The organism is Amycolatopsis bullii (assembly GCF_014654205.1).
GTDB lineage: Bacteria > Actinomycetota > Actinomycetes > Mycobacteriales > Pseudonocardiaceae > Amycolatopsis > Amycolatopsis plumensis.
Window position 1 is genome coordinate 218513 of record NZ_BNAW01000003.1, and the last position, 21937, is coordinate 240449.

Sequence of the window (21937 nt, forward strand, 5' to 3'; positions counted from 1 at the left end):
GTGAGGCTTTTCCGTGATCGAACCCGGCGAGCCTCCGCCCGATCTGTTACTCCTGTGACTAACGTGATTCGTGGTGGAAGGATCGGGGGAGGTGACGGGAGATGCCCAGCTCCGTGATCATCGTCGCGCTCGCCGCGGCATGGCTCGTCGTACTCGTGCCCATGGTCGCGCGTAGGCGGCAGCAGGTCGCGAGAACGGCCGACTCGGCGCTCGCGGCCAGGGTCGTGCGCAGTGGACGCAACGAAGACCGGGAGGAATTCGCCATGTCCGACGATCCCGGGAAGTCCCGGCCCTCGGTCGAGGACGACCTCGCCGAGCTGGAGGCCGACCTTGAACTCGACGACGACCTCGACGAACCGGAGCCCGAACCCGAGCCGCTCCCGCAGCCGGTCCGCGGCTCGCGCGCCTCCCGGGCCGAGCGCGACCGGCCGAGCTACCGGCCCGGCCGCGGCGGCTTCGACCCGGAGGCCGCCGAGATCGCGGCCCGGGCCAAGTACAGCTTCCGGCAGCGCATCGTCGTCATCCTGTTCGCGATCGCGGTGATCACCGGCTTCGTCGCCGGCTTCGTCGTCCCGCTGGCCTGGTGGGGCCACGGCGTGGTCGACGTCGTGCTCGTCGGGTACCTCGTGTACCTGCGCCGCCAGGTGCGCATCGAGGAGGAGATCCGCCAGCGCCGGCTCGCCCGCTTCAACAGCACCCGCGCGCCCCGGCGTCCGTCCACGCCTCCTTCGGCGGCGGAAGAGGACCACGTGGAAGCCTCGGAGGCCGTGGAGGTCGTCGAGCCGGTCCGCCGCGAGGTCGTCGAACGCCGCCCGTCCCCGACGTCCCGCGTCCGCCGCAGCGCGGTCGTCGTCGACCTCGACGACGAAGACCCGGCGTTCGAGGAGCTCGACGAGCCCGGGACCGGGCCTTATCGGCGTGCGGTCGGCGAGTGACCCCCCTGCGTGGGGTGCTCGTGGGGCACTGCTAAGCTCTATGAGCACAACCAAGGGGCTGTAGCGCAGTTGGTAGCGCGTCTCGTTCGCATCGAGAAGGTCAGGGGTTCGATTCCCCTCAGCTCCACCCTAGGAATCTTAGTAGAACAAGTGCCTGAATAAAGGCCGCGCAGTAGGACCGCGACGCCTGACGGCGAGCCAGGACCACCCGCATCGCGGGTGGTCCTTTTGGTTGTGCCCTCCGCGCCGGTTGCTGCGGCCCGCTGACCTTGAATGGCGTGGAGTTCGCCGTCTGTGATCTTGTCGTCCTCGATGTAGATGGTGTGGAAGATCGCTTGGTTGAGCAGGCGGCGCTGTTGGTCGTTGCAGCGTTGATACAGCTGGTCGGGCTGTTCGAGGAGGACAAGGCCGGCGTTGGTCCGAGGCAGCGTGCTGTCGGCGGCGAGGTCGATCAAGTTCTCCTCCTTCGTGTCGAGTTCCTTGAGCTGTGCCGGGATCTGCTTGCGCAGCAGGTGTGCGGACTTTTCCTGCTCGCCGAGCACAGCATCGATCTGGTCGCGCATGTCGGCGATGAACGGCTGGCTGAAGCGAATCGCGGAGTAGTGGCGCTCAACCGCGTCCTCGACGAGCGTGACGTTGACGTGAGGTGCTTGGCACAGCCCCTTCTTCGAAGAGATCCTCGTCGATGAGCGGCTCGTGCCGCCTCTGGATTTCTTCGCCGTCGTATTCGACGTATCCGAGGTAGTAGCGATCCCGCAGCATTGGCGAATTCTTGTTCTCGGACACCTTCTTATGTGGGTGTCGCCGGGTGGCGCGCCCGTTCGGGATCGACGATGATCGTGCGGATCACGCGGCCGTCGGAGTGGTCGATGTGGTTAAGGTAGCCGAGCTCGCGCGTCCGAGTGTGCCGCCGTTGCGCGCCTTCTGGCCTACCAGGCATGTGGTGGGCAGCAACCAGGTTCGGACCAGCGCCGTTGGTCGACGCCGTCAGGCGCGGATCGCCGAGCTCAGGCCGGGTCATGACGTCGCCCCGTTACGGGTCTGCGGCCCGAGCGGTTGCAGAGCGGCGCCAGAGGCCGGTTCACCCGGAACTGCCAGCCGCAGGTGCGGCGCACGGGCGCCGTTGGTGGCCGGCTGGTGGCCGTGTGAGTAGAGGTTGAGCGCGATCCTGGCGGCGGCCCGCCCCAGCGGGGACTCGTCGGCCGGTGCCCTGACCGCACAGCACCGCGGCGCCCTTGTCGTCGCGCGGCACGCGACCCATCACCGGGATGCGCAGCGCCTGGGAGACCTCCGCGGTCGGGTAGCCGTCGCCGACCAGGACGAAGCACGGGCGGCGCGACCACTGCTGGGCGGCCTGCAGTTTGAGCGCGACGTGGGCGAGCTCGTCGTCATGCGGGCGGGCGACCAGCAGCATCGCGTCTGCGCTGCGGATGATCGGGAACGCGGGTGAGTCCGGATCGACTCGGCCGCGCGCATATCGAAAGGGTGGTCCTGGAGGCCTTCGTCGCGGCCATCGACCGCTGCGGCGATCCGGCCGCCCGCACCCTGCTCGGCCGCGTCTGCGATCTGCACGTGCTGGCGGGCGTCGAGGCGGACCGGGCGTGGTTACTCGAACACGGGCGGCTGAGCGCGAGCAGGGGCAAGGCTGTGGTCGCCGCCGTCAACCAGCTGTGCAAGCAACTCCGCCCCGCACGCCCGCACGCTGGTCGACGCGTTCGCCATCCCGGAGCAGTTCCTGGCCGCGCCGATGGTGACCGAACAGTGAAGGCGGCCAGGGTCAGCGGACGGCGAGGCCCTCCACCGGGGCCGGGGGCGCCGGGATGTGGAAGAGGTCGACGAACCGGTCCAGCAGGGTGAGGTCGCCGCTCGCCCGCAGGATCCCGGCCTCGATCGCCGCCAGCGGGCTCAGCCTGCCGCTCAGCAGCGGCTGGATCGAGCCGACCGCCTCGATGACGAGGTCGGCCCCGGGAACGGCGCCCTCGGCGACCTTGAGCGCGCCGTCGTCCACGAAGGCGTGCACGATCAGGTCGCCATAGCGGATCTCGAAGCTGACGTTGACGCCCGCCGCGTGCTCCGGCCGGAACGTCGTGTACAGCGAAAGGATCGCGGAGTCCATGGTGAACAGGTCGTCCGGCGCGGGGTCGAGCAGTGCCCTCGCGCCCCACAGCCCCAGCTGCAACAGCACCGGCTCCAGCTCGCGGCCGTACTCGGTGAGTTCGTAGACCACGGCCGCGTCCAGTTGCGGCAGCACGCGCCGCCGGAGCACGCCTGCCTCTTCCAGTTCGTTGAGCCTGCCGGAAAGCACGCTCGGTGGCAGCTTCGGCAGGGTCTGCCGCAGGTCCGAGTATCGCTTCGGGCCGAGCAACAGGTCTCGCACGACGAGCAGCGACCATCGCTCGCCGACGAGCTCGAGGGCGCGGGCGAGGCCACAGAATTGCCCGTAGGTTCGACCGGTCATGATGTGCGTCCCTTCTACGCCGGTGTGGGCGGAGTAGGTGTTGTGGTTTGCGTTCGAAAGCTGGTCTGTTCGCGTGGCCCCTTCAGCGGTGCGACTGGTCCGAGAGCAGGACGTGGTGCAGCTCCTGGAGCTCGTTACACGGCTCGAGGCCGAGCTCGCCGCTCAGCCTTGCCCGGAACTGCCGGTAGAGCTCCAGCGCCTCGATCCGCCTGCCGCTGAGGTTGAGCACCCGCATCAGTTGGCCGTTGAGGCCCTCGTCAAGGGGGCTGGCGGCGATCAGCGACCGCAACTCGCCAATCAGGTCGTGGTACATGCCCGCCTCGATCTCGGCATGGATGCACAGGCGCTGCGTGTTTCGTCGCTGTTCCTCCAGGTCGGTCGCATACACCGAGAGCACAGGGCCGCATATCACGTTGGCCAGCGGCGGCCCGCCCCACAGGTCCAGTGCCTTGCGCAGGACGGTGGCGGCTTCGGCGTAGTGCTGCCGGTCGAACAGCGCCCTGCCCTCCCTGGCCAGCCACTGGAACACGGCGACGTCGACCTGGCCAGGGTCGACGCGCAGCAGATAGCCGGGTGCCCTGGTCACGATGATCTGGTCGCCGTCGCTGGCGAATCCGTTGGCTTCGATGTACCTGCGCAGTTGCCAGACGTGTGTCTGCATGGTGGTCCGGCCGCCGCGGGGCGGGTCGCCCGCCCACAGCTCCTTGATGATCAGGTCACCCTGCACGACCTTGCCGGGACGCATGAGCAGCATCGCCAGCACTTGGAGCACCTTCGGTGCCGTCGGCGCGTGGTCCTCGCCGTCCTTGCGGACCTCCAAGGGGCCGAGCAGGGTGAAGTGCGGCCCACCGTTGGGCTGGCCGGCGAACCCGGCCGAGGCGTCGTCAGATCGGTCCCATAACGCCAGGTCGGAATCCAACATACGTGGCTCCCATCGGTGACTTCCGTCGCTGGTTGACGTCCACCCAGTTCGATGTCAATCCAAGCGACGGTCGATTCCTGAACACTGGCAGATCGATCGTGGCCGCGGCAGTGCACCGGCCACGAATACCGATTTGAATCCGGCCCGCCGCACCTATGGTCAACGCATATGCGGTTCATGGATTGTGCACTGGTCATATCGGCGACACGAAACCATAATTTCCAGCACAGCACTGACTTTCCCGAACCACCAAAGTATGCAAGATGGCGGCAAACACTACTCCGAACAGTCCAGCAATGTCTACTCCATCGATCTCCAAATAGACGAATTCGACCCAGTGGAGCAACCCTCGCCGGTTGCGGCTGCGTCCGACCGGTTGGACCAAGGCCGGGGCGTGTGAAGAAGCTGCCTGATGGACCACGGTGCCGATAGAGCGCAGTTGATCGGGTTCAAGCGCAACTACGAGCCGAGATCAGCCCTGAGGGTGGCGCGTTCCTGTTCTCCGAACGAGGCGTAACGGCGCTGCGCGGAGCACAGGTAGGCGCCGTGGTCGCCCTGCTCGACGGCACCAAGGACATCGCGGCCGTGCTGGGGGCCAGGCCGGGGAAGATGGAGGCCGAGCAGACCATCAGGGTGCTGGAGCGGCTGGTGCAGGCGGCCCCCGTCGGCACAGCAAGGCTGAGGCATGCGAGATCAAGCTGTGGTGCAACGGTGGCGTTGCGCGGCTGGAGATCGTCAACGACGGTGTCGCGCAGGTGCCTGCACCCATCGCCGACGTCGATGGCAGCGGCATCCGTAACCTTTCCCGCCGGCTCGGCCTCGTCGGAGGCGACTTGGAGACCGAGTCAGAGCCGCCGGGCAGTTACCGGTTGCGCGCCACGGTCCCGTTGCCGCCACGCTGACCGGGCCTCCGCTGCGATGTCCACAGCGTTGTGGCCACCCGCGGCCAGGCGAAAAATATCCATCTCTCGGTTGATGAGCGGACAGTCCGTCGTGTCCCAGGCGGTGAGGGCGAGTTGGTTGTCCAAGACGCGTTGACCTGCCGCGACGTTCCTGATGGCGTTCGTCAGCTTGTCAGAAGGCGCGTCCTTGAGCATGAAGCCGTCGACCCGGTTCATCAGTGCTCTTCGGATGGTGCCTGGCCTGCCGAGGCTGGTCAGGATGAGCGTGCGGCAGTCCGGCAGAGGATGTCGTCGCCGGAAGCCACTTCGGCGACCACTTCGATGTCGGGTTCGAATCCCAACAGCGCGACCAAAGCACCGCGCACCATGTGCGCGTCCTCGGCAAGCAACACTCTGATCAATGGTTGCCATCCGTTCTGTCTCAGCCGAACCACCTGGTGGGGGACTTGTCGTTACGACAATCAGGTGATGCGGCTGCCCCCCAGCGGCCAACCGCGTGCGCACTGCCCGTGCCACCGGCTGGGTACCGCTGACTTGTCTGGTCCTTGACGCCTCTTTGACGTGCGTGAGAACAGGTGGGGTCATGCTAGCTCCCAGACGAGGTTGACGGCGTGATTCGTCGACACAGACGTCGGAAGCAATGACGAGCCGGAACGTCGCCGCACCTCGCGCGGCGCTCCGGTAGGTCGTGGCCGGGGCAGACCACGACGCGAACTGGGGCCGAGCCGCCCGGTCAGGACGTGCGGTGACTCGGAAGCGAGTGAGAGGCCGCGAGTGAGCCGGGACCACAGCAGGTAGGACATTTTTGTCTCCAGGGTTCCGGACTGCGCCGGAAAAGCTGGAGTCCATTGGGGAGTCGAGTGGATCCAGCGGTTGCGGATCGTTCTTGAGGACCGGAGGAGAGACCTATGCAACTTGCTGTCCAGCAAGCAATTTCGGCGATGCGCGATCGTTACTTCGACCCCATCACCCTCAGCCAGATAGCGGCTGAGGTGTTCGTCAGCCCCTTTCATCTCTCCAGGGTGTTCGCGGAGCTGACGGGCGTGACGCCGGGCCGTTACCTGACCGCCGTCCGGTTGTTCGAGGCCAAGCGGCTGCTGCTGACCACCGATCTCACCGTGGCCGACGTCGTGTGCAGCGTCGGCTACAACAGCGTCGGCACGTTCACCAGCCGGTTCACCAAGGCGGTCGGGATGACCCCCACCCAGTACCGCAGCCCGGAGGTACGCGAGTTGCTGCTCGCCGTGAGCCCCGACTTCCACCGGGTGCCCCCGGCCGAGGCACTGCCCGGCGCGAACGGGCTGCCCGTGCAGGGCGCGGCGTCGATGTCCGCCACGGTCGACCTGCCCGCCGAGGCCGCACCGGCCAATGTGCTGGTCGGCCTGTTCGCCGAGCGCATCCCGCAGTGCGGGCCCGTGGCGTACGCCGCGCAGGCCGGTGTCGGCTCGACCAGGCTGACCATCTCGGACGTGCCGCCAGGGCGGTGGACCGTGCTCGCGGTCGCCGAGGGCGCGCACGGCGGGGGCGCGGAGAGCATCTACCTCGGCACGGTTCGGCAGCCGGTCGCCGTGTCGCCGGGTGGCGCCACGAGGGTGTACCTGCGGTTGCGCGAACTGCAACCGACCGATCCGCCCATCGCGATCACGCTGGCCTCCGACACCTTCCCACACGGTACGAGCTGCGATCTGGCCCGTCCCGAGCTGCGGGTTGCGGCCTGACCAGGGGAGCGATGACGGCGACGACGTTCGGCGCCCTGCGCCGCAGGTTCTTGGCCCCCTCGCTGGCCGATGTGAGCTTCGCCGGCCGCGTCCTGTCCTGAGGATTGAGTTGCCGATCGAGGGCGGCTTCGGTCTCGCTGGGCGGCCCGGCTCCGGACGTGTGGGCGGTGTGCCGACGTCCGCATCCGGAAGTGGAGCAGCATCCGTCGGCGAGAGGCGAAGAAAGGAGCCGAACATGAATATCCCGGACTGCGGAAACGGGGAAGACCATTGCCTACCGGGAGTTCCTCGGCGAGCAGCAGGCCGCGTTGCGGCAGCGGCCCTGCCGTGAGCCGCCGGTCATCTACCACGAACGGGGCGAGCAGCGTGCCTGCCGACACGGAGACGAGGGAGCTGCTGGTCGGGGATGCCCACGTGTTCAGCCCCGCCACGTTCCGGGACTCCAGGGAGTGCTCGTCGTGACCTACCAGGAGCCGGTGATGATGCACACGACGGGGCACGGCCGCTCGCGTCGCGACTACGTCATCGAGGAGGAGCTCGCCGTGTCGCCGCTGGACACGGAACTGGGCCTGCCGATCGAGAATCCGCCCACCGTGTCCGAACGCGATCAGGCGGCGCCTTCCCTCGCCGAGGCGCTGGACCGGGGCCTGCTTCCCGACTACGAGACGAGCATCGCACTGGAAGCGACGTTATGAACGCGCGTACGTGGACCGTGTGCAACGAACGGGCGATCTGCCGCAGCCCGTGGGTCGATCTCGCAGTGTCCGAGATGGACCGGGTGTAGATGCTGGGGCGGCACCGATTTATCACCGACATGTGGAGCCTGCTCGCCAGCCGAGCATAGCTGCGGGTGATGCCACCGTTGCTTTCGGACTTGCGTGCGGTCATCGGAGCGACCGGCGACCCCGGCAGGTGCCGACGATCAGCAGAGGCGCCCCACCCCTGTGCGAGCTGTGCTGCTCGGAACGAGGCCGGCTCCATCCACGAGTACGGGTCCGCGCCCTTCGGCACCACGATCGACGAGTCGACGCAGCCCGGCCGACCCCGGACGCGCCGGACAACCCCGCAAAGGCCATCCAGGTGCTTGCAGAACCACGAGTTCACCCCAGGATGAAACGGGGGAGTGTGCACTCGAAGAGAGGACGACCTCCGATAGGCGGCCGTACCGTCGTTCTCGTGGACCTCCGTACTGTGACCGTGCTCGGCGCAGGCACGATCGGCACGTCGATCGGACTCGCGCTGACCCGCAGCGGTGTGCGCGTCCGGCTGGCCGACCCGACGCCGCCGCGCTCGCCGCCGCGGTGAGTCGCGGCGCGGGCGTTCCGCTCACCCCGGGGGCGGGAGCCCGCCGATGTCGTCGTCGTGGCGACCCCGGCCGCGACCGTCGCCGCTGTACTGTCCGACGCTGTCGAGCGGGGCCTTGGCACCGCGGGTGATCCGGCGACTGTCGATGCGGGACTGGCGGGCCATGAAGCGGACGCACTGAGGCGTCACCCGCAAGATCATCGGCGAGGTTCCCGGGCAAGCACCAACCGGTTCGACATGGGGTCGGAACGGTCTACGAACTGGTGGATCGCGGGGGTCTTCAGTCCCTCCAGTCGACGTCGGCGCCGCAGAGCTCGGGGATGAATATTTCTACAAGCGATTAGTGATTGGGACTGGAGGACTAATGATGGGGAGTCGGAACTCCGACGTAGTCTTCGTCAGGTGGCCAGCGCAGGCGGACCTGCGGAACCGCTATCAGCTTGAGGGGAGACCTCGATTACTCGTCGTAGAAGGAGGCGCGGTACCGCCGGTCAGCAACGATCCGATTGAAGATTGGGCTCGCCAACCGATATCTCGGGTTGACCTGGACGCGAGGGTCAATGCCTTGCAGAACCGGTTCGACAGCCGCCGGGCGCCGAGGATCGACTCAGCGGGAACTCTAAGTTTCGGAAGTCACTCGATCACGATCTCGACCACTCAGGCCCACCTCATGGCCCTGCTCGTCGAACGCTTCGGCGAGGTGGTGTACCGCAACGAGCTCACGAACTATTTGGCAACGCAGGTAACGACCCTTACAAGAAACTCGCTCGACCTGCATATTATGCGGCTCCGCCGAAGACTTCAGTCGATCGATCTGTCGATCCGCACCGCGTGGGGCCGAGGATACATCCTGGAGGCTATGCGCTCCTGAAACAAAGCCTCTGGTGCGGACTTCTCGTTGGATCACCGCTCATCACCCGAAGAACGCCGGGGAGCGCTGTCGGCTGGCTGCCGACCGCTCGCAATGCTCAGCTGTTGCTGGTTAGCAGTCGAACCAAGGTGCTGCCGACAGGTGTGTCCGGGTTGGCGAGGTCGAACGGCAGGTCGAAGTGATTTCGGTGCGCGAGGACCATTTCCTCGACGGCGATTCCGTTCGCACGTAGGGCAGCGACGTAGTTGTCGTGCTGACGGGCGTACTCCGGTGTCTCGAGTCCGCCACGGGCGACGGTGATCGGTGGCGCCTTGACTGGGGTGTTCTGGATGGGGCTGTTGCGGCGAGCCGATTCCTCCGTGAGGCTCAGTGCATCGTTGACGTAACTGTGCCGGACTGGGTCGAGGTCGTAGATGCCGCTGAGCAGTGTGGCTGAGCCGAACACTTCGGCTGGTGTCCGCCCGTCGGGCAGCCAGCCGTCGGTTAGGGCCATGGCGACCAGGTGCGCACCCGCTGAGCTGCCGCTGAGGTGGATCCGGCCCGGCGCGATGCCATAGGTGTCCGCGTTGTCCACCAGCCACAGCAGGCCACGGCGCACCATTGCCACAATCGTGTCGAGGTCGTAGTTCGGTGCGAGACCGTAGCCCAGGGCAGCGAAGGCCGCGCCAGCGTGCAAGGCGGCAGGCGCGGCGAAGCTGGACTCGTTCTTGCTGAGCTGCTGCCAGTTGCCGCCGTGCACGTAGACCAGCAGTGTGTTGCCGTCGTAATGCGGAAAGAGGTCAAGCTGCTCGACATCGGAATACCCATAGTGCACGGTATGATGCCGGTATGTGGCTCGGGCGCCTGCGCTACGTGTGGCGTACTCGTGTAGGTAGTACTCGATGTCGGTAATGCACGAGCTGGGCGAGTACTGTTGGTCCAAGTCGCCCCAGATGGTCGTCATTATCATAACCTCCAACTAGTACGATGTCACACGCTAACATTTGTCTTGGCAACGTTTCGACTGCTTAACAGAATCCTGAAAGACCGATCTAAGAACGTGTCTCATGTGGTCGCTTTGCGGAGTTTCTTGTAGCAGGTGAGGGCGGCGGCGAGAGACGTGGGCCTCGGCGGGATCGGATCGCGGGGATCGCCTTCACCAAGGGCTTGGGCGCGTAGGAGTCGTTAGTGTTCGCGGCCGAGGCACCAACGACAAGCGGCACCCCACCGCGTTCGGACATGACGTGGATCTTCGAACCGGGCTTGCCGCGGTCGACCGGACTCGGCCCGGTCAGCGATCCCCCCTTTTCGCACGCACCGATGCCGCATCTACCCAACTGGTCACCACGTACACGATCGCGGTGAACACCGCACGAGCCGGCAACGGCGCCGTCCCGCCACCCTGCCGACGAGCACGGAACTCCGGAACCAACGGCTCCACCAGCACCCACAACTCGTCCGGCACCAACCGCATCGACAACCGATCGACCACGACCCAAGATCATGGAAACAAGATCATAAAATCCACGTGAGACACGGTCTAAGCATCTTTCAAAGACATTTCGTAGGTGTGGTCGGTGTCGTGGGGCACGTGTAGCGTCTGGTGCCGTCAGCATGCGGCCAGCTGTGGGCGAAGCGTCGTGGAAACTGCAAGTGAGGAGCGTATGCGGATGAGCTTGTCCGGCAGAACTGTAGTCGTGACCGGCGCCGGTTCGGGGATCGGCCGTGCGACGTGTGCAAGGTTGTGCCGGGCAGGCGCGCGGGTAGGCGCGATCGGTCGGCGCAAGGAACCACTGCTGGCTCTGCGCGATGACCTCAGCGACGAGCCCGGTGAGGTGGTAGTGCTGCCCGCCGACGTCGGTTCGGCAGCCGAGGTCGAGCACGCGGTACGGACTCTGACGGATCGGTGCGGTCCGGTGAGCGGAGTCGTCAACAATGCCGGCCTGGCGCGCTTCGCGCCGATCGAGTTTTCTTCGCCGTCCGATCTGGACGACATGTTCGCGGTGCACCTCCGTGGACCGGTGAACGTGCTGCGGGCCTGCTTACCGGAACTGCGTAAGCATCGTGGCGCGGTGGTGAACGTGTCGTCGGTCGGTGGTCTTCTGGCGATGCCGAACCGATCCCTCTACGGCGCGACGAAGGCCGCTGTGAACAGCCTGACCCGGTCGTGGGCACGGGAGCTGGCGCCACAGGTCCGGGTGAACGCGATCCTGCCCGGCCCGGTCGACACGCCGATGTACGACGACCTGGGGCTCACCGGTCCACAGACCCAGACCCTCCGCGCGGACTTGCTGGCGTCGACCCCGTTGGAGAGGTTCGGCGAACCCGATGAGATCGCCCGGTGGGTCACCCTGCTCCTCGATGACGACACGTCGGGGTGGGTCACCGGTGTGCTCCTCCCGGTCGACGGCGGCCGGACCAGTTGATCCGGCTGCATGCCAGGTGACGGGCACGTTCTTTCGTGATCAGGCCTGACTCTAGCGCACGGTGGACTGCCACTCCATCAGCGAACGCGGCCAGCACTACCGCTGCAGTCTCCGCTTTACTGGTACGGCCGTCACCGCGTGCGCATCCTCCGCAATCCGGCGCACATCACACTCAACGACGACGCCAGAGTCGAAGTTCGCGGAATCGCCTGGGAAAGAGCCCGCGAGATCGTCATGTTCGCGACTCCCGACGGTGGTGGATGGTCTCGCGTCTTCTATCAGAAGCAAGAGAGGGAAGGTACCGCACCTACCCTGCCGCGCAGGTCCGCATCCTTGCGTCAGCGAACCGGTCTGCGGCGGCGGCCGATGTGCTGAGCTACTGGCGCGCGATCGTGTCCGGTCTACCCAACGACAACTAGTAGTGCTTCGTTAGGTTGGGTGAACTTACTGGATGGCAAGCGTAAGTCGATCCAGCCGATGGCCGCGCGTCGGCCGGATGGCAATGAGCAGGCGTTGCAATAGTTCATGTCGACCTCGCCGTGGGATCCGGTGCCGGTGCGGGAGCGGTTGGCGCGGCGGATGGCTGCGGAGTTGGCGCCGGAGGCGGTGATCTTTGATGACGCCGGGTATCTGAAGTCGGGGAGGTCGTCGCCGTGTGTGGCACGCCAGTACACCGGCACCGCGGGCAAGGTGACCAACTGCCAGGTCGCGGTGAGTCTGCACCTGGCCACTGAGACGGCCTCTTAAGCACACCGCATCACAACGGCAGGACCGAACTCCCCGATGGTGTGGGAACGTCGATCAGCCGTCCCAACAGGCTGTCGAGGGCGGATGAGTCGAGAGGTTCAAGTCCGGTTCTGTGAGAACCGGGCGGTGCGATCCCGCCCCGGCTGCTCACCAGCTTCTCGTCGGACCGAAGACCGAGGCCGAGGTGATCCCTTCGGCTGCCGTTGTAGCGAGGCGGTGTCGATCATGCGAAGGTCGTCGCTCCCCACTCGGTGGCGGGGACGTTACGGACGTGCTCGGTGAACTCCCACAGGTGGTTCTCGTGGTCGAGGGCGAGGTACTGCCGTAGGCCCCAGGGTTTGTCGCGGGGTTCGTGGAGGGTCTGGGCGCCCTCGGCGCGCGAGTGGGCGTAGTGCTTGTCGACGTCATCGACCCAGACGATCAGCTGAGCAACGGCTGGCACACCGGTGGGCGGGATGGTGAGCCGCTCGCCGACCTTGGCGAGCATGACGACGCCAGCACCGGTGTGTAGGTCGGCGTGGCAGACAGTGCCGTCGACAGTTTGGCGGAGTAGTTCGCGGAAGCCGAAGACCCGGGTGAGCCAGGCTACGGCGGCCGGTACGTCGGTGTAGCCAAGTTCGACGACTACTCCGGGGAATCCGGCGTCGGGGTTGTACACCGGCACCTCCGGGGCTAGGAAGAGGTGACGGCCCCTGGCCGACACCTTGGGCCCAGCAAGTCAGCTGGGAGTCGCAGGCGCGTGGCCGCGGATGGAGTAGGGGTCGAGTACGTCGTCGGGGTGACTCTCGATGGAGAGCTTGGTGCCAAGGCCGAGTTGTTCGGCGGCTTGGAGGATGACATCCAGGGCGAGGTGATCTTCGAAGGCGACGCCGTCGGAGTCGAAAACGGTGAGATTTTCGCGATATTGAGCCCACTTGTCGGGGTGGGCGCAGGCCCGCAGGAGGGGTCAAGGCTGGCCGGAGGCCACCCGGAGGGCTTGGCCTTGACCCCGGCGAGGACGACGCCCATGCTCGCGCGGCGAGGGGCGAGCCGAACTCGGAGCCCGGCGCGGGGGTGTTTCATGCCGCCTGTCTGCTGGCGCCGGGCGGGGTGAAGGCGGCCAGGGCGCGCAGTGCGACCTTGTCTGCCTTACCTACCGGCGTGCGGGGCAGTTCGGAGACGGACACGAGCTTGTCCGGGATCTTGTAGGTCGCGAGACCGCGGTCTCGCAGGAATACCTTCAGGGCTTGGAGCTCGACGCTCTGGTCCCGCAGTACGACGAATGCGTAGGTGCGCTCACCCAGTACTGCGTCCTCGACCCCCACGACCGCCGCGTCCCGGACGCCGGGATGCGCCATGAGCTGTTCCTCCAGGTCCTCGACCGGAACCTTGTCGCCAGCCCGGTTGATCACGTCCTTGAGCCGGCCGACGACGACGATGTTGCCGTCCGGCCTACGTCGCACCAGGTCCCCGGTCCGGAAGAACCCATCCGACGTGAAGGAGTCGGTGTTCTCCTGTTCGGCACGGTAGTAGCCGCGTATGGTGTACGGACCTCGCGTCAGTAGCTCACCTTCGACGTTGTCCGGTACGTCGCGGCCGGCGTCGTCTACAACCCGGATTTCGTCGTCGGGAGCCATTGGACGGCCCTCGGTGTTGAACCTCACCTCATCCGGGTCGTCAAGCCGAGTGTAGGTGAGGAGCCCTTCGCCGACACCGAACCACTGACTCAGGTCGCAGTGCAGGAACTCGCGCGCTTCCTCGGCCTGCACTGGTGTCAGCTTGGAACTGCCGATCTGCAAGTGGACGCCGGAAAGGTCGACAGGCGTCCGCTGCGCGTAGTCGATCCAAAGCCGCACGGTTCCCGGTACCAACGTCGTGAGCGTGACCTGTTCCGCACGGATGAGCCCGATTAGCTCCGCCAGCCGAGAAGTCGGGGCGAGTACGACCTTGCCACCGACGAGCAGCGTTCCGAACAGCCCAGGGCAACCGAGCGCGGCGTTGTGGGCGACCGGGTTCACGGCTAGGTACGTCGACGTGCTGTCGACCCGGAGCGCGTCCGCGGCAGCCAGCATGTTGTACGCGTAGTCGTTGTGCGTGCGGGGGATCAGTTTCGGCCGGCCAGTCGTCCCGCCGGAGAGCAGAAAGAAAGCCGGCTCGGACGGATCGACCTGCGGATACCGCGTCTCCGGCGCGCTGTCGGCGAGCTCGTTCGCAATCAGCACATGCTCGACCCCTGGGACGTCTTGCTGCACCTCTTGGGCGAGTTGCCGGTAGTCGAAGCCTCGGAACTCGCTCATCACGATCAGTGCGACGGCGCCGGACTGCGAGGCCAGGTGAACGAGCTCGTGCTTGCGATGCCCCGGCAGAGCCAGCACCGGAATGGCACCCAGCCGGAACAACGCGAAAACCACGGTCGCGAACTCCGGCACGTTCGGCAACTGCACGACGACCCGATCGAGCGGGCCAATCCCACGAGCTACGAACTGCCGGGCTACGAGGTCGGAGCGGGCTGCGAGGTCCGCGTACGTGAGCCGCTGCTCGCCGTACACGATAGCCACCTTGGTGGCATGTTCGGCGCAGGCCGCCTCCAGGAGCTCGCCCAGCGATCGCTCTTGCCAGTAACCCTGGCGGCGATACTGCTCGGCGAGTTCGTCGGGCCAGGAAACGCAGCCTTCGAGCATCTCGGCTCCCGATCAGACTAGATATCGAATTGAGGATCAGCGGTGCGACAGGCCACCGGTCTTCACCATCTGGCATCCGCCGCCGTCAGGCAATCGTGCTGACAGAGACGCGACAGGAGTCCCGTGCGGGTTTGACGGGGCCCGGCGCTGTCCTGTCTCTGTCAGTTCGATGGTCGTCATCGGCCTGGGCTTCTAGGGTCCGTAGGAGGTGCGGTGTCCCTTCCATGAGTCGGCTGATCCAAGGAGTTGAACCTTGTCCACGGTTCCGGAGTTGTTCGAGTCGACTGTTGCCCGCTTCCCCGACCAGCCCGCGGTCATCTTCGGTGACACTTGTTTGAGTTACGCCGAGCTGAACACCCACGCGAACCAGCTGGCCAGGCGCTTGGTGGCCCTAGGAGTCGGGCCGGATTCCTTGGTGGCTGTTGCTATACCGCGTTCGGAAGATCTGATCATCGTGCTGCTGGCCGTGCTGAAGGCTGGCGGCGCGTATCTTCCGCTGGACCCGAACTACCCTGATGATCGGCTGGCGCACGTTATCGACGACGCGGGCCCCGTCCTGGTGATCCGGTCGAGCCAGATTCGCTGCCTAAGTGACGAGGTGGCCGACTACGTGATAGACGACCCTGACCTGCAGGCGGACATCCGAGGTGAGGCGACCGGCGACCTGACTGACGCTGAGCGGCTGTCTCCGTTGTACATATCCCATTTGATGTACGTGATATACACGTCAGGTTCCACCGGTACGCCGAAGGGCGTGGCGGTGACTCATGCAGGTACGGGCGATATGATCGCAACTCACGCGCACCGAATCGGTCCGGGCCCTGGTGACCGGGTGCTGCAGTGGGCGTCGATCAGCTTCGACGCCGCATTTTGGGACATCACCCTTGCACTTCTGTCCGGAGCCGCGCTGGTCATGGTGTCCTCAGACGACGTCCTGCCGGGAGATCCGTTGCGGGAGACCCTGCTAAAGCACCGGATCACCCACGCGACCTTGCCGCCGGTGGCCTTGAGTGCCACTGACGCCGATGGCGTTCTGCTAGGCGGCACGGTGATGTCGACGGGCGATACATGTACGCCGTCCTTGGTCCGCAAGTGGGCACCCGGTCGACGGCTCTTCAACGGTTACGGTCCGACCGAGGTGACTGTCGGCTCCACCCTTAGCGGACCGGTCGATCCGGCTGTCGACGAGATCACCATCGGGACGCCCTGGCTCGGCGAGACCGTCCAAGTGCTCGACGAGCGTATGCAAGAAGTTGCCGACGGCGCCGAAGGGGAGCTGTACCTGGCCGGGCCCGGGCTAGCCCGCGGTTATCTCAACCGTCCGAGCATCACTGCCACCCGTTTTGTTGCCGATCCACAGGGAGCACCCGGCAGTCGGATGTACCGCTCCGGCGACCGCGGGTCGCGTCGGACTGATGGAGAGATCCTTTTCTCGGGTCGCGCCGATGCACAGGTGAAGGTTCGTGGCTTCCGGGTCGAGCTTGCTGAGGTCGAGGCAGTCTTAGCCGGTCACGCCGCGGTCAAACTCGCGGTCGCTGCGGTGGAAGGAGAACTGGCAGACGCCCGTGTGGTTGCGTACGTGACGACGTCGCCGGGGGAGGAAGTGACCGAGTCGGAGCTGCGCCACCATGTCCGCCGTATGTTGCCGGATCACATGGTGCCGTCGACAGTCACCCTGCTCGACCAACTTCCGACGACGCACAACGGAAAGATCGACCGGAAGGCGTTGCGACCGCGCCCCGCCAAGCTCCCTGCCGAACAGCTCAGCTGGCAGGAGGGTATGCCGTACGCCGATGTGCTGTGCGCGATCGTCGCCGAGCTCCTGGGCCTGCCGGTGGTCACCCCAGATCAGAACTTCTTCGAGATCGGTGGGCACTCTGTGCTGGCGACGAAGCTGGCCGCCCGGATCCGACAGGACCTCGGCATCAAGATCCCGATACGCTCACTCTTCGAGGCCGACAGTATCTCGGAGTTGGCGCTAGTGGTGGAGAGGGCCGTCTCACCGACGGCTGAGACGGTCCGCTCACCGAAAGTTGACGGGCAAACTACTGTAGCCGAACAGGAAGTTCGAGTAGATCCGCGAGGGATTGCCATCTAGCTCGATTGAACGCACCGACTCCGCGAGCGAGGATAACAGGGCCCGCAGTTCCGCCCGGCCCAGAAACGCACCGACACAGAAGTGGGGCCCGTGGCCGAAGGTGAGGTGCTTGCTGGACTTGCGTGCCAGGTCGAAGGTTCGCGGATCGGGAAACACTGTCTCATCGTCGTTAGCCGAGGTGTTCCACAAAGTGACGATGTCCCCGGCCCGGATCTTCTGACCGGCGATCTCCAGGTCGATGAGCGCGGTCCGGGCAAAGTGCATAGCAGGCGTGACCCAGCGCAGTACCTCCTCGACCGCGTCGTCGAGGGAGGCGACGCCGGCCCGCAGCGCGGCCCACTGCCCAGGGTTCTCGGCCAGCGCTTTGACCCCTCCGATCGCTGACATCCGGGACGATTCATCGCCGCCCAGGATGAGGCTGTAGCAGTTCAGGGCGACCTCCTCGTCGCTGAGCAGCTCGCCGTCGACCTGCGTGCTCGCGATCATGGTGATGACGTCGTCGCCTGGGTTCTCCCGGCGATGCTTGGCGAGATCCATGAAGTAGGAAACGATGTCGTTGCGGGCGATCAGCGAGTCGAGGTCGTCAACCTCCTCGCTGTCCGCGGACAGGGCCAGCTTGTTCCACCTGAGCAGCTCGGCGCGGTCGCCGTCGGGGATTGACAGGAGATCGCAGATCGTCGTCATCGGGATGTGCTCGGCGACCTCGGCGGCGAAGTCGAACGTGCCCACATCAACCACGCTAGCGACCAAACTCCGGGTGCGTTGCTCGACCCGCTCGACCACCGGTCCGAGGACCTTGGGGGAGAACGCCCGCAGCATCAGGTTCCGCAACTGCTGGTGGCGGGGGCGATCGGTGACGGCGAGCATCTTGCCGCTTGCGGAGTCGTTGCCGTGCAGTAGTACGTCGAGCACGGTGCCGCGCGCCGAGCTCAGGAATTTGGCGTTGCGGTACGCCGTCTGTATGTCGCTGAACCTGGTGACTACCCAGAATCCCGGCAGATCGCCGGGGGAGTCGTGCCAGTAGATGGGATGCTGCGACCGAATCTCCTGCCAGTAGTCACGGGGCTCGTGCCGAACAAACGTTGCCGGATCCGTGAGATCGAGAAACTCGCCAGCACCCACCTGCGTCTCCTTCAGCCGGACCTTTGTGCGGACAGCAATTGCCAGCGTGACTAGGCGATTCGTCGAGTCCGGAATGTCTTGCGTAGTTCCTTCACCGGTGACTGAGAGCCGAAAGATTTAAGCCTGGCCACCCGCAGAGGTGCAAGGCTCTGATTGAGCATGTCTGCTTGAACGTTAGGTGGAGGTCATGACTCCTACCGGGGACCGAGGTTGGCTACGGTGGTCGAACGTCATCCCGCGGCCGGCGATCCGACTCGTCTGCTTTCCGCACGCCGGTGGTGCGGCCGCGAGCTATGCTGGCTTGGCAAGCGAGCTGCCCGCCCAGGCCGAACTGGTGGTGGCCCAGTACCCGGGTCGTGGCGACAGGTTCGCCGAATCCGCCGTGGAGGATGTCCGGCGGATGGCGTCGTCCGTGAGCGCGGAACTCGTGACTCTCGAGCCCCACGCCCCGCTGCTGTTGTTCGGGCACAGTTTCGGCGCTTTGGTGGCCTACGAGACCGCGCTCGTGTTGCAGCGCAGCGGAGTACGCCCGGTGCAACTCGTTGTCTCGGCGTCGCCTCCGCCGCGGCTGGCCGGTGGGGGGGAAACCCATCTCCATGACGACGACGAACTGTGGTCGATCGTTTGCGGCTACGGTGGAGTTGAGCCGGAGATTGCCGCCGACGCCGACTTGCGTGAGGTTCTGCTGCCAATTCTGCGCTCGGATATCAGGGCCAACGAGCTCTACGAACCGCCGGTGAACCCACCCTCGCTCGACTGTCCGGTGATCTGTTACCACGGCATCGGCGATCCACTCGTGAACGAGTCCGAGCTGGTTGAGTGGGGCGAAGTCACCACTGGGTCATTCTCCGTACGTCGTCGCTCGGGTGGGCACTTCCACGTCTTCTCAGCAGTCGGTGACCTGCTCGAGGACGTCTTCGCCGACGTAGCGATCGATGGTCTGCGGCGACGGGCGGTGTCGTGAGCATCGCCGAGCGCTCCGTCATCATCGTTGCCGGCCCCATCGAACGGTTCGGCCGGCTAACAGTCTCACCCGTTCGCCGGCACGCGAGCTTGTGCCCGACGAGCGGGTCAACGCCGACCTGCTCACCGGTACCCCTATGGGCCGGTTCGCGAAGACGACGGAGTGGCCCGCCTACTCGACCCGGACTTCGCCGGCTGGATCATCGGTGCAGCTACCCGTGGTGCGTGGCCGCACGACTTTATCCGCCTAGCAGCAGTGTCTCGACCTGACAGTGACCGCGCAACTGACCATGAGTTGGGGACCGAAACGATGAGCCATCCGCCTATTGCCACAGCGATTCCGTCGTCGTCGCTGCACCAGATCTTTCGTGCCGCCGACGCCCGCGCGCTGGCCACCGGGTCACCGGTGGCCAGGCTTCACGTCGGAGAGCCGTACTTCACCTCCCCTCCCGAGGTCGCCGAGGCGATCGCGGAAGCTCAGCGGGCTGGCCGGACGTCGTACACCGATGTCGAGGGTCTTCCGGAACTGAGGCGCGCGTTGACTGCGAAGCTGGAACGGGAGAACGGCATCGACGCGCCGATCTCGCGGATCTTCGTTACGCCGGGCTCCTGTCAAGGACTGCAGGCGCTGTTGCTGTCGCTGGCCGAACCGGGGACCGAGATCCTGCTTCCTGATCTGCACTGGCCGATCCATGTGCAGCAGAGCCTGCTCGCGGGTCTGCGCCCGGTGTTCTACTCACTCGACGACAGGTATTTCCCGGACCTCGAATCGATCGCCGAGAGGTCGGGACCCAACAGCCGGATCCTTCTGGTGAACTCGCCGGCTAATCCCACCGGCGCGGTACTGGACGCGGACCGGATAGAGGGTCTGCTCACACTCGCGCGCGATCGTGGATGGCAGGTGATCAGCGACGAGGCATACGAGCACTTCGTGTACGAGGGCGACCATCTGTCCCTGGCGGCAAGTGAACGCCAACTGCCCGTGGAGAAGCGGATTGTGCACAGCGTCTTCACGTTCTCCAAGAGCCTGGCGATGACGGGCTACCGGCTCGGCTACGTCGTGCCGGCGACGGACGAGGCAGCCGCCGGGATGAGGGTGGTGCAAGAGGCTGGCATCATCGCTCCGCCGACACCGGTGCAGTACGGCGGAATCGCGGCGCTGCAGATGCCCGATGTTGCAGCGGCGAACCGCAAGTTGGTACAGCAGAACAGAGACACCGTGTTGCCCGCACTTCGAGACGCTGGCCTGATCCGCGAACTGCCACCCGGCGGGTGGTACGCGATGGTGGATATCAGTAGCACCGGTCTGGGAGCAGAGGCCTTCTCCGCGCAGTTGCTCGCGGAACGTAGTGTGGCCGTTGTTCCCGGCTCGGGGTTCGGGTTACGTCCGCAGCTTGATGATCGAGGCGCTCTGGTGGCGATGGACACCGATTCCCATGCGGACAACCTTGTGCGGATCGCCTTCTGCGTGGATCCAGAGGTTCTCAAGTCGGGTGTGGATGCACTTCTTGCCTTCGTTGACGAGCGGAAGGCGCGGTGACTTCATGAGCTGCTGTTCCAGGTGGAATACGCGACCGACCTCTTCGACAGGTCGACCGTGGAGGCGATCGCGGCATGCTTCGCCAGGGTCGTCGGGCAGATCGTGGCCGATCCGGTAAAGCGGATCGGTCCTCATGCAGCGGTACACGTCGCCGGTCTTCCATGGCGACCCAGGTACAGAGGATCGACCTGGGGTGCACGCACCAAGAAATGTACTGGCCCGACAATGCGGCTGAGATCAGTCGCATTGTCAACGGGCTGTTGACCAACCTCAACTCGGGAGCTGACTCATGACTGTGAACCCCTTCGATGACGACAACGGTGAGTTCTTCGTACTGGTCAATGACGAGGGCCAGCACTCACTGTGGCCGACGTTCGTCGACGTTCCGGCCGGCTGGCAGGTCAAGTTCGGTCCGGCGGCGCGAGCCGAGAGCCTCGCCTATGTCGAGGAGAACTGGACCGACATGCGGCCGCGAAGTCTGCAGGAAGCGATGGCGGCCGACAAGGCGTAACGCGGCGAGCAGCCGCGCTGCTCCGGACCGTCCAGGATTGGATGCGTATACCGGTCAGGTCCGTAGAAGTGCGATCAAGGCGGGTCGGGCATGGCTGCTCGCGACGTGAGTGACGTCTGGGCGAGTACTGCCGCCCGGGCGGCCGGTCATGCTGCCGCGACGACTCACGTGCCAACGCATGCTCCACATGCGGCTGCCTCAGCGGGGAAGCCGGCTGAAGCATCCAATGGTGTATCTCGGGCCTGCGCAGCAGCCGAACTGCGGTTAACGCTAAGCCAGGACCTACTGGTCAGGGCGGTGTAGATACGGTTTCGTCGTGCCGGTGGAGTTTCTGACCGATGAGCAGGCGGAGTCGTACCGCACGTTTCGAGTAGAGCCGACTCGTCCGAAGTTGGAGCGGCTGCGCCGGCCGCGGACGCGCTCGACCGAGACGGCGATGGCGCGGGCGCTGGATCGGGTCAACGAGATCTCCGGGTTCGGGCTGGGGAGAGTGGATGTGTCGCGGGTGCCGGTGAACCGCCTGTCCACGCTGGCGCGCTACGGGATGGCCAGCAAGGCTGCGGCGCTGGAGCGGGCACCGGAACCACGGCGGATGGCGCTGGTGGCCGCGGTATGCGGAACCTGGAGGCGGCCGCGATCGACGACGCGCTGGATTCGTTCGCGCTGCTGATGGCCACGCGGTTGATCTCCCCGGCGCGGCGGTCCTCGGAGAAGGAACGGCTGGCGAACCTGCCGGGCTTGGAGCGGGCGTCGCGGACGTTGACCCGGGCCTCGGCGGTG

22 protein-coding genes, 1 tRNA gene and 3 pseudogenes are annotated in these 21937 nt (G+C 65.7%); 17 read left to right on the forward strand and 9 right to left on the reverse strand.

The window, feature by feature from the left end; translation table 11 throughout:
- Positions 1–101 precede the first annotated feature (101 nt).
- From sepX to IE317_RS05855, 5 genes and pseudogenes are all read left to right on the forward strand, one after another.
- Entirely contained in the window at positions 102–935 is an 834-nt protein-coding gene (gene sepX / locus IE317_RS05835) for a divisome protein SepX/GlpR (RefSeq protein WP_191306998.1), read from the forward strand.
- Between the two features lie 54 nt (positions 936–989).
- Positions 990–1062 (forward strand) — tRNA-Ala (locus tag IE317_RS05840).
- Between the two features lie 151 nt (positions 1063–1213).
- Positions 1214–1624, forward strand: coding sequence for a hypothetical protein (locus IE317_RS05845; RefSeq protein ID WP_191306999.1), 411 nt, complete (start codon positions 1214–1216; stop codon positions 1622–1624).
- A 467-nt stretch (positions 1625–2091) separates the two neighbouring features.
- Positions 2092–2385, forward strand: a complete 294-nt coding sequence (locus IE317_RS05850) for a hypothetical protein (protein ID WP_191307000.1) — start codon at positions 2092–2094, stop codon at positions 2383–2385.
- 8 nt (positions 2386–2393) lie between these two features.
- Positions 2394–2700: pseudogene (locus IE317_RS05855) on the forward strand (acyl-CoA dehydrogenase); the annotation flags it as partial.
- A 12-nt stretch (positions 2701–2712) separates the two neighbouring features.
- Here IE317_RS05855 and IE317_RS05860 read toward each other — a convergent pair.
- The 3 genes and pseudogenes from IE317_RS05860 to IE317_RS05870 form a co-directional block, all read right to left on the reverse strand.
- The gene (locus IE317_RS05860) at positions 2713–3393 is read right to left on the reverse strand and encodes a winged helix-turn-helix transcriptional regulator (protein WP_191307001.1); all 681 of its coding nucleotides are present in this window, start codon (positions 3391–3393) and stop codon (positions 2713–2715) included.
- 82 nt (positions 3394–3475) lie between these two features.
- Positions 3476–4315 (reverse strand): AfsR/SARP family transcriptional regulator, encoded by an 840-nt coding sequence (locus IE317_RS05865; RefSeq protein ID WP_191307002.1) that lies wholly within the window; start codon positions 4313–4315, stop codon positions 3476–3478.
- A 908-nt stretch (positions 4316–5223) separates the two neighbouring features.
- Positions 5224–5585: pseudogene (locus IE317_RS05870) on the reverse strand (DNA-binding response regulator); the annotation flags it as partial.
- A gap of 573 nt (positions 5586–6158) precedes the next feature.
- On the opposite strand from IE317_RS05870, the gene IE317_RS05875 reads away from it, so the two are divergent.
- The 3 genes from IE317_RS05875 to IE317_RS44325 all read left to right on the forward strand — a co-directional run bounded on the left by IE317_RS05875 (position 6159) and on the right by IE317_RS44325 (position 8240).
- Positions 6159–6935 carry a helix-turn-helix transcriptional regulator gene (locus IE317_RS05875; RefSeq protein ID WP_229902493.1) on the forward strand — a complete coding sequence of 259 codons (777 nt, stop codon included), beginning with the start codon at positions 6159–6161 and terminating at the stop codon, positions 6933–6935.
- A 458-nt stretch (positions 6936–7393) separates the two neighbouring features.
- Positions 7394–7630 (forward strand): hypothetical protein, encoded by a 237-nt coding sequence (locus tag IE317_RS05880; protein WP_191307004.1) that lies wholly within the window; start codon positions 7394–7396, stop codon positions 7628–7630.
- Positions 7631–8111: 481 nt separating this feature from the next.
- On the forward strand, positions 8112–8240 hold the full coding sequence (locus tag IE317_RS44325; protein ID WP_229902494.1) for a 3-hydroxyacyl-CoA dehydrogenase NAD-binding domain-containing protein: 129 nt from the start codon (positions 8112–8114) through the stop codon (positions 8238–8240).
- A gap of 21 nt (positions 8241–8261) precedes the next feature.
- Here the strand turns inward: IE317_RS44325 and IE317_RS05885 are convergent, their stop codons facing one another.
- Positions 8262–8429, reverse strand: a complete 168-nt coding sequence (locus tag IE317_RS05885; protein WP_191307005.1) for a hypothetical protein — start codon at positions 8427–8429, stop codon at positions 8262–8264.
- Positions 8430–8607: 178 nt separating this feature from the next.
- Here IE317_RS05885 and IE317_RS45065 point away from each other — a divergent pair, with 178 nt between their 5' ends.
- On the forward strand, positions 8608–9111 hold the full coding sequence (locus IE317_RS45065) for a helix-turn-helix domain-containing protein (RefSeq protein ID WP_191307006.1): 504 nt from the start codon (positions 8608–8610) through the stop codon (positions 9109–9111).
- A gap of 97 nt (positions 9112–9208) precedes the next feature.
- Here IE317_RS45065 and IE317_RS05895 read toward each other — a convergent pair whose 3' ends face one another.
- Together IE317_RS05895 and IE317_RS05900 are read right to left on the reverse strand one after the other, a co-directional pair.
- Entirely contained in the window at positions 9209–10054 is an 846-nt protein-coding gene (locus IE317_RS05895; protein ID WP_229902496.1) for an alpha/beta hydrolase, read from the reverse strand.
- 142 nt (positions 10055–10196) lie between these two features.
- Positions 10197–10582, reverse strand: a pseudogene (locus tag IE317_RS05900) (IS5/IS1182 family transposase); the annotation flags it as partial.
- Positions 10583–10760: 178 nt separating this feature from the next.
- Between IE317_RS05900 and IE317_RS05905 the strand changes: the two are divergent.
- Together IE317_RS05905 and IE317_RS05910 are read left to right on the forward strand one after the other, a co-directional pair.
- Positions 10761–11516, forward strand: a complete 756-nt coding sequence (locus tag IE317_RS05905) for an SDR family NAD(P)-dependent oxidoreductase (protein WP_229902497.1) — start codon at positions 10761–10763, stop codon at positions 11514–11516.
- A 525-nt stretch (positions 11517–12041) separates the two neighbouring features.
- Positions 12042–12263 (forward strand): transposase, encoded by a 222-nt coding sequence (locus IE317_RS05910; protein ID WP_191307009.1) that lies wholly within the window; start codon positions 12042–12044, stop codon positions 12261–12263.
- Between the two features lie 223 nt (positions 12264–12486).
- On the opposite strand, the gene IE317_RS05915 is transcribed toward IE317_RS05910, so the two are convergent.
- Entirely contained in the window at positions 12487–12921 is a 435-nt protein-coding gene (locus IE317_RS05915) for a VOC family protein (protein ID WP_191307010.1), read from the reverse strand.
- A 400-nt stretch (positions 12922–13321) separates the two neighbouring features.
- Complete coding sequence (locus tag IE317_RS05920) at positions 13322–14923, reverse strand: (2,3-dihydroxybenzoyl)adenylate synthase (protein WP_191307011.1); 1602 nt, start codon at positions 14921–14923, stop codon at positions 13322–13324.
- A gap of 253 nt (positions 14924–15176) precedes the next feature.
- Between IE317_RS05920 and IE317_RS05925 the strand changes: the two genes are divergently transcribed.
- Positions 15177–17021 carry a non-ribosomal peptide synthetase gene (locus tag IE317_RS05925; protein WP_191307012.1) on the forward strand — a complete coding sequence of 615 codons (1845 nt, stop codon included), beginning with the start codon at positions 15177–15179 and terminating at the stop codon, positions 17019–17021.
- Here IE317_RS05925 and IE317_RS05930 read toward each other — a convergent pair.
- Entirely contained in the window at positions 16947–18143 is a 1197-nt protein-coding gene (locus tag IE317_RS05930; RefSeq protein WP_229902498.1) for a cytochrome P450, read from the reverse strand. The genes IE317_RS05925 and IE317_RS05930 overlap by 75 nt on opposite strands.
- Before the next feature lie 187 nt (positions 18144–18330).
- On the opposite strand from IE317_RS05930, the gene IE317_RS05935 reads away from it, so the two are divergent.
- The 5 genes from IE317_RS05935 (at position 18331) to IE317_RS05950 (ending at position 21827) form a co-directional block, all read left to right on the forward strand.
- Entirely contained in the window at positions 18331–19107 is a 777-nt protein-coding gene (locus tag IE317_RS05935) for a thioesterase II family protein (RefSeq protein WP_191307013.1), read from the forward strand.
- 309 nt (positions 19108–19416) lie between these two features.
- Positions 19417–20646, forward strand: a complete 1230-nt coding sequence (locus tag IE317_RS05940; RefSeq protein WP_191307014.1) for a pyridoxal phosphate-dependent aminotransferase — start codon at positions 19417–19419, stop codon at positions 20644–20646.
- Between the two features lie 289 nt (positions 20647–20935).
- A complete protein-coding gene (locus IE317_RS05945; RefSeq protein ID WP_191307015.1) occupies positions 20936–21157 on the forward strand; it encodes an MbtH family protein in 222 nt (73 codons plus the stop codon).
- Between the two features lie 90 nt (positions 21158–21247).
- On the forward strand, positions 21248–21460 hold the full coding sequence (locus IE317_RS45380) for a putative immunity protein (protein WP_373308969.1): 213 nt from the start codon (positions 21248–21250) through the stop codon (positions 21458–21460).
- 13 nt (positions 21461–21473) lie between these two features.
- On the forward strand, positions 21474–21827 hold the full coding sequence (locus tag IE317_RS05950) for a hypothetical protein (RefSeq protein WP_191307016.1): 354 nt from the start codon (positions 21474–21476) through the stop codon (positions 21825–21827).
- The last annotated feature ends 110 nt before the right edge of the window (positions 21828–21937 follow it).

Excerpts from the sequence above, each read along its gene's own strand:
- sepX (WP_191306998.1), top strand. The coding sequence starts at position 102 with ATGCCCAGCTCCGTGATCATCGTCGCGCTCGCCGCGGCATGGCTCGTC.
- IE317_RS05860 (WP_191307001.1), bottom strand. The coding sequence starts at position 3,393 with ATGACCGGTCGAACCTACGGGCAATTCTGTGGCCTCGCCCGCGCCCTC.
- IE317_RS05865 (WP_191307002.1), bottom strand. The coding sequence starts at position 4,315 with ATGTTGGATTCCGACCTGGCGTTATGGGACCGATCTGACGACGCCTCG.
- IE317_RS05875 (WP_229902493.1), top strand. The coding sequence starts at position 6,159 with ATGCGCGATCGTTACTTCGACCCCATCACCCTCAGCCAGATAGCGGCT.
- IE317_RS45065 (WP_191307006.1), top strand. The coding sequence starts at position 8,608 with ATGGGGAGTCGGAACTCCGACGTAGTCTTCGTCAGGTGGCCAGCGCAG.
- IE317_RS05895 (WP_229902496.1), bottom strand. The coding sequence starts at position 10,054 with ATGACGACCATCTGGGGCGACTTGGACCAACAGTACTCGCCCAGCTCG.
- IE317_RS05905 (WP_229902497.1), top strand. The coding sequence starts at position 10,761 with ATGAGCTTGTCCGGCAGAACTGTAGTCGTGACCGGCGCCGGTTCGGGG.
- IE317_RS05910 (WP_191307009.1), top strand. The coding sequence starts at position 12,042 with ATGTCGACCTCGCCGTGGGATCCGGTGCCGGTGCGGGAGCGGTTGGCG.
- IE317_RS05920 (WP_191307011.1), bottom strand. The coding sequence starts at position 14,923 with ATGCTCGAAGGCTGCGTTTCCTGGCCCGACGAACTCGCCGAGCAGTAT.
- IE317_RS05935 (WP_191307013.1), top strand. The coding sequence starts at position 18,331 with ATGACTCCTACCGGGGACCGAGGTTGGCTACGGTGGTCGAACGTCATC.
- IE317_RS05940 (WP_191307014.1), top strand. The coding sequence starts at position 19,417 with ATGAGCCATCCGCCTATTGCCACAGCGATTCCGTCGTCGTCGCTGCAC.
- IE317_RS05945 (WP_191307015.1), top strand. The coding sequence starts at position 20,936 with ATGACTGTGAACCCCTTCGATGACGACAACGGTGAGTTCTTCGTACTG.
- IE317_RS45380 (WP_373308969.1), top strand. The coding sequence starts at position 21,248 with ATGGCTGCTCGCGACGTGAGTGACGTCTGGGCGAGTACTGCCGCCCGG.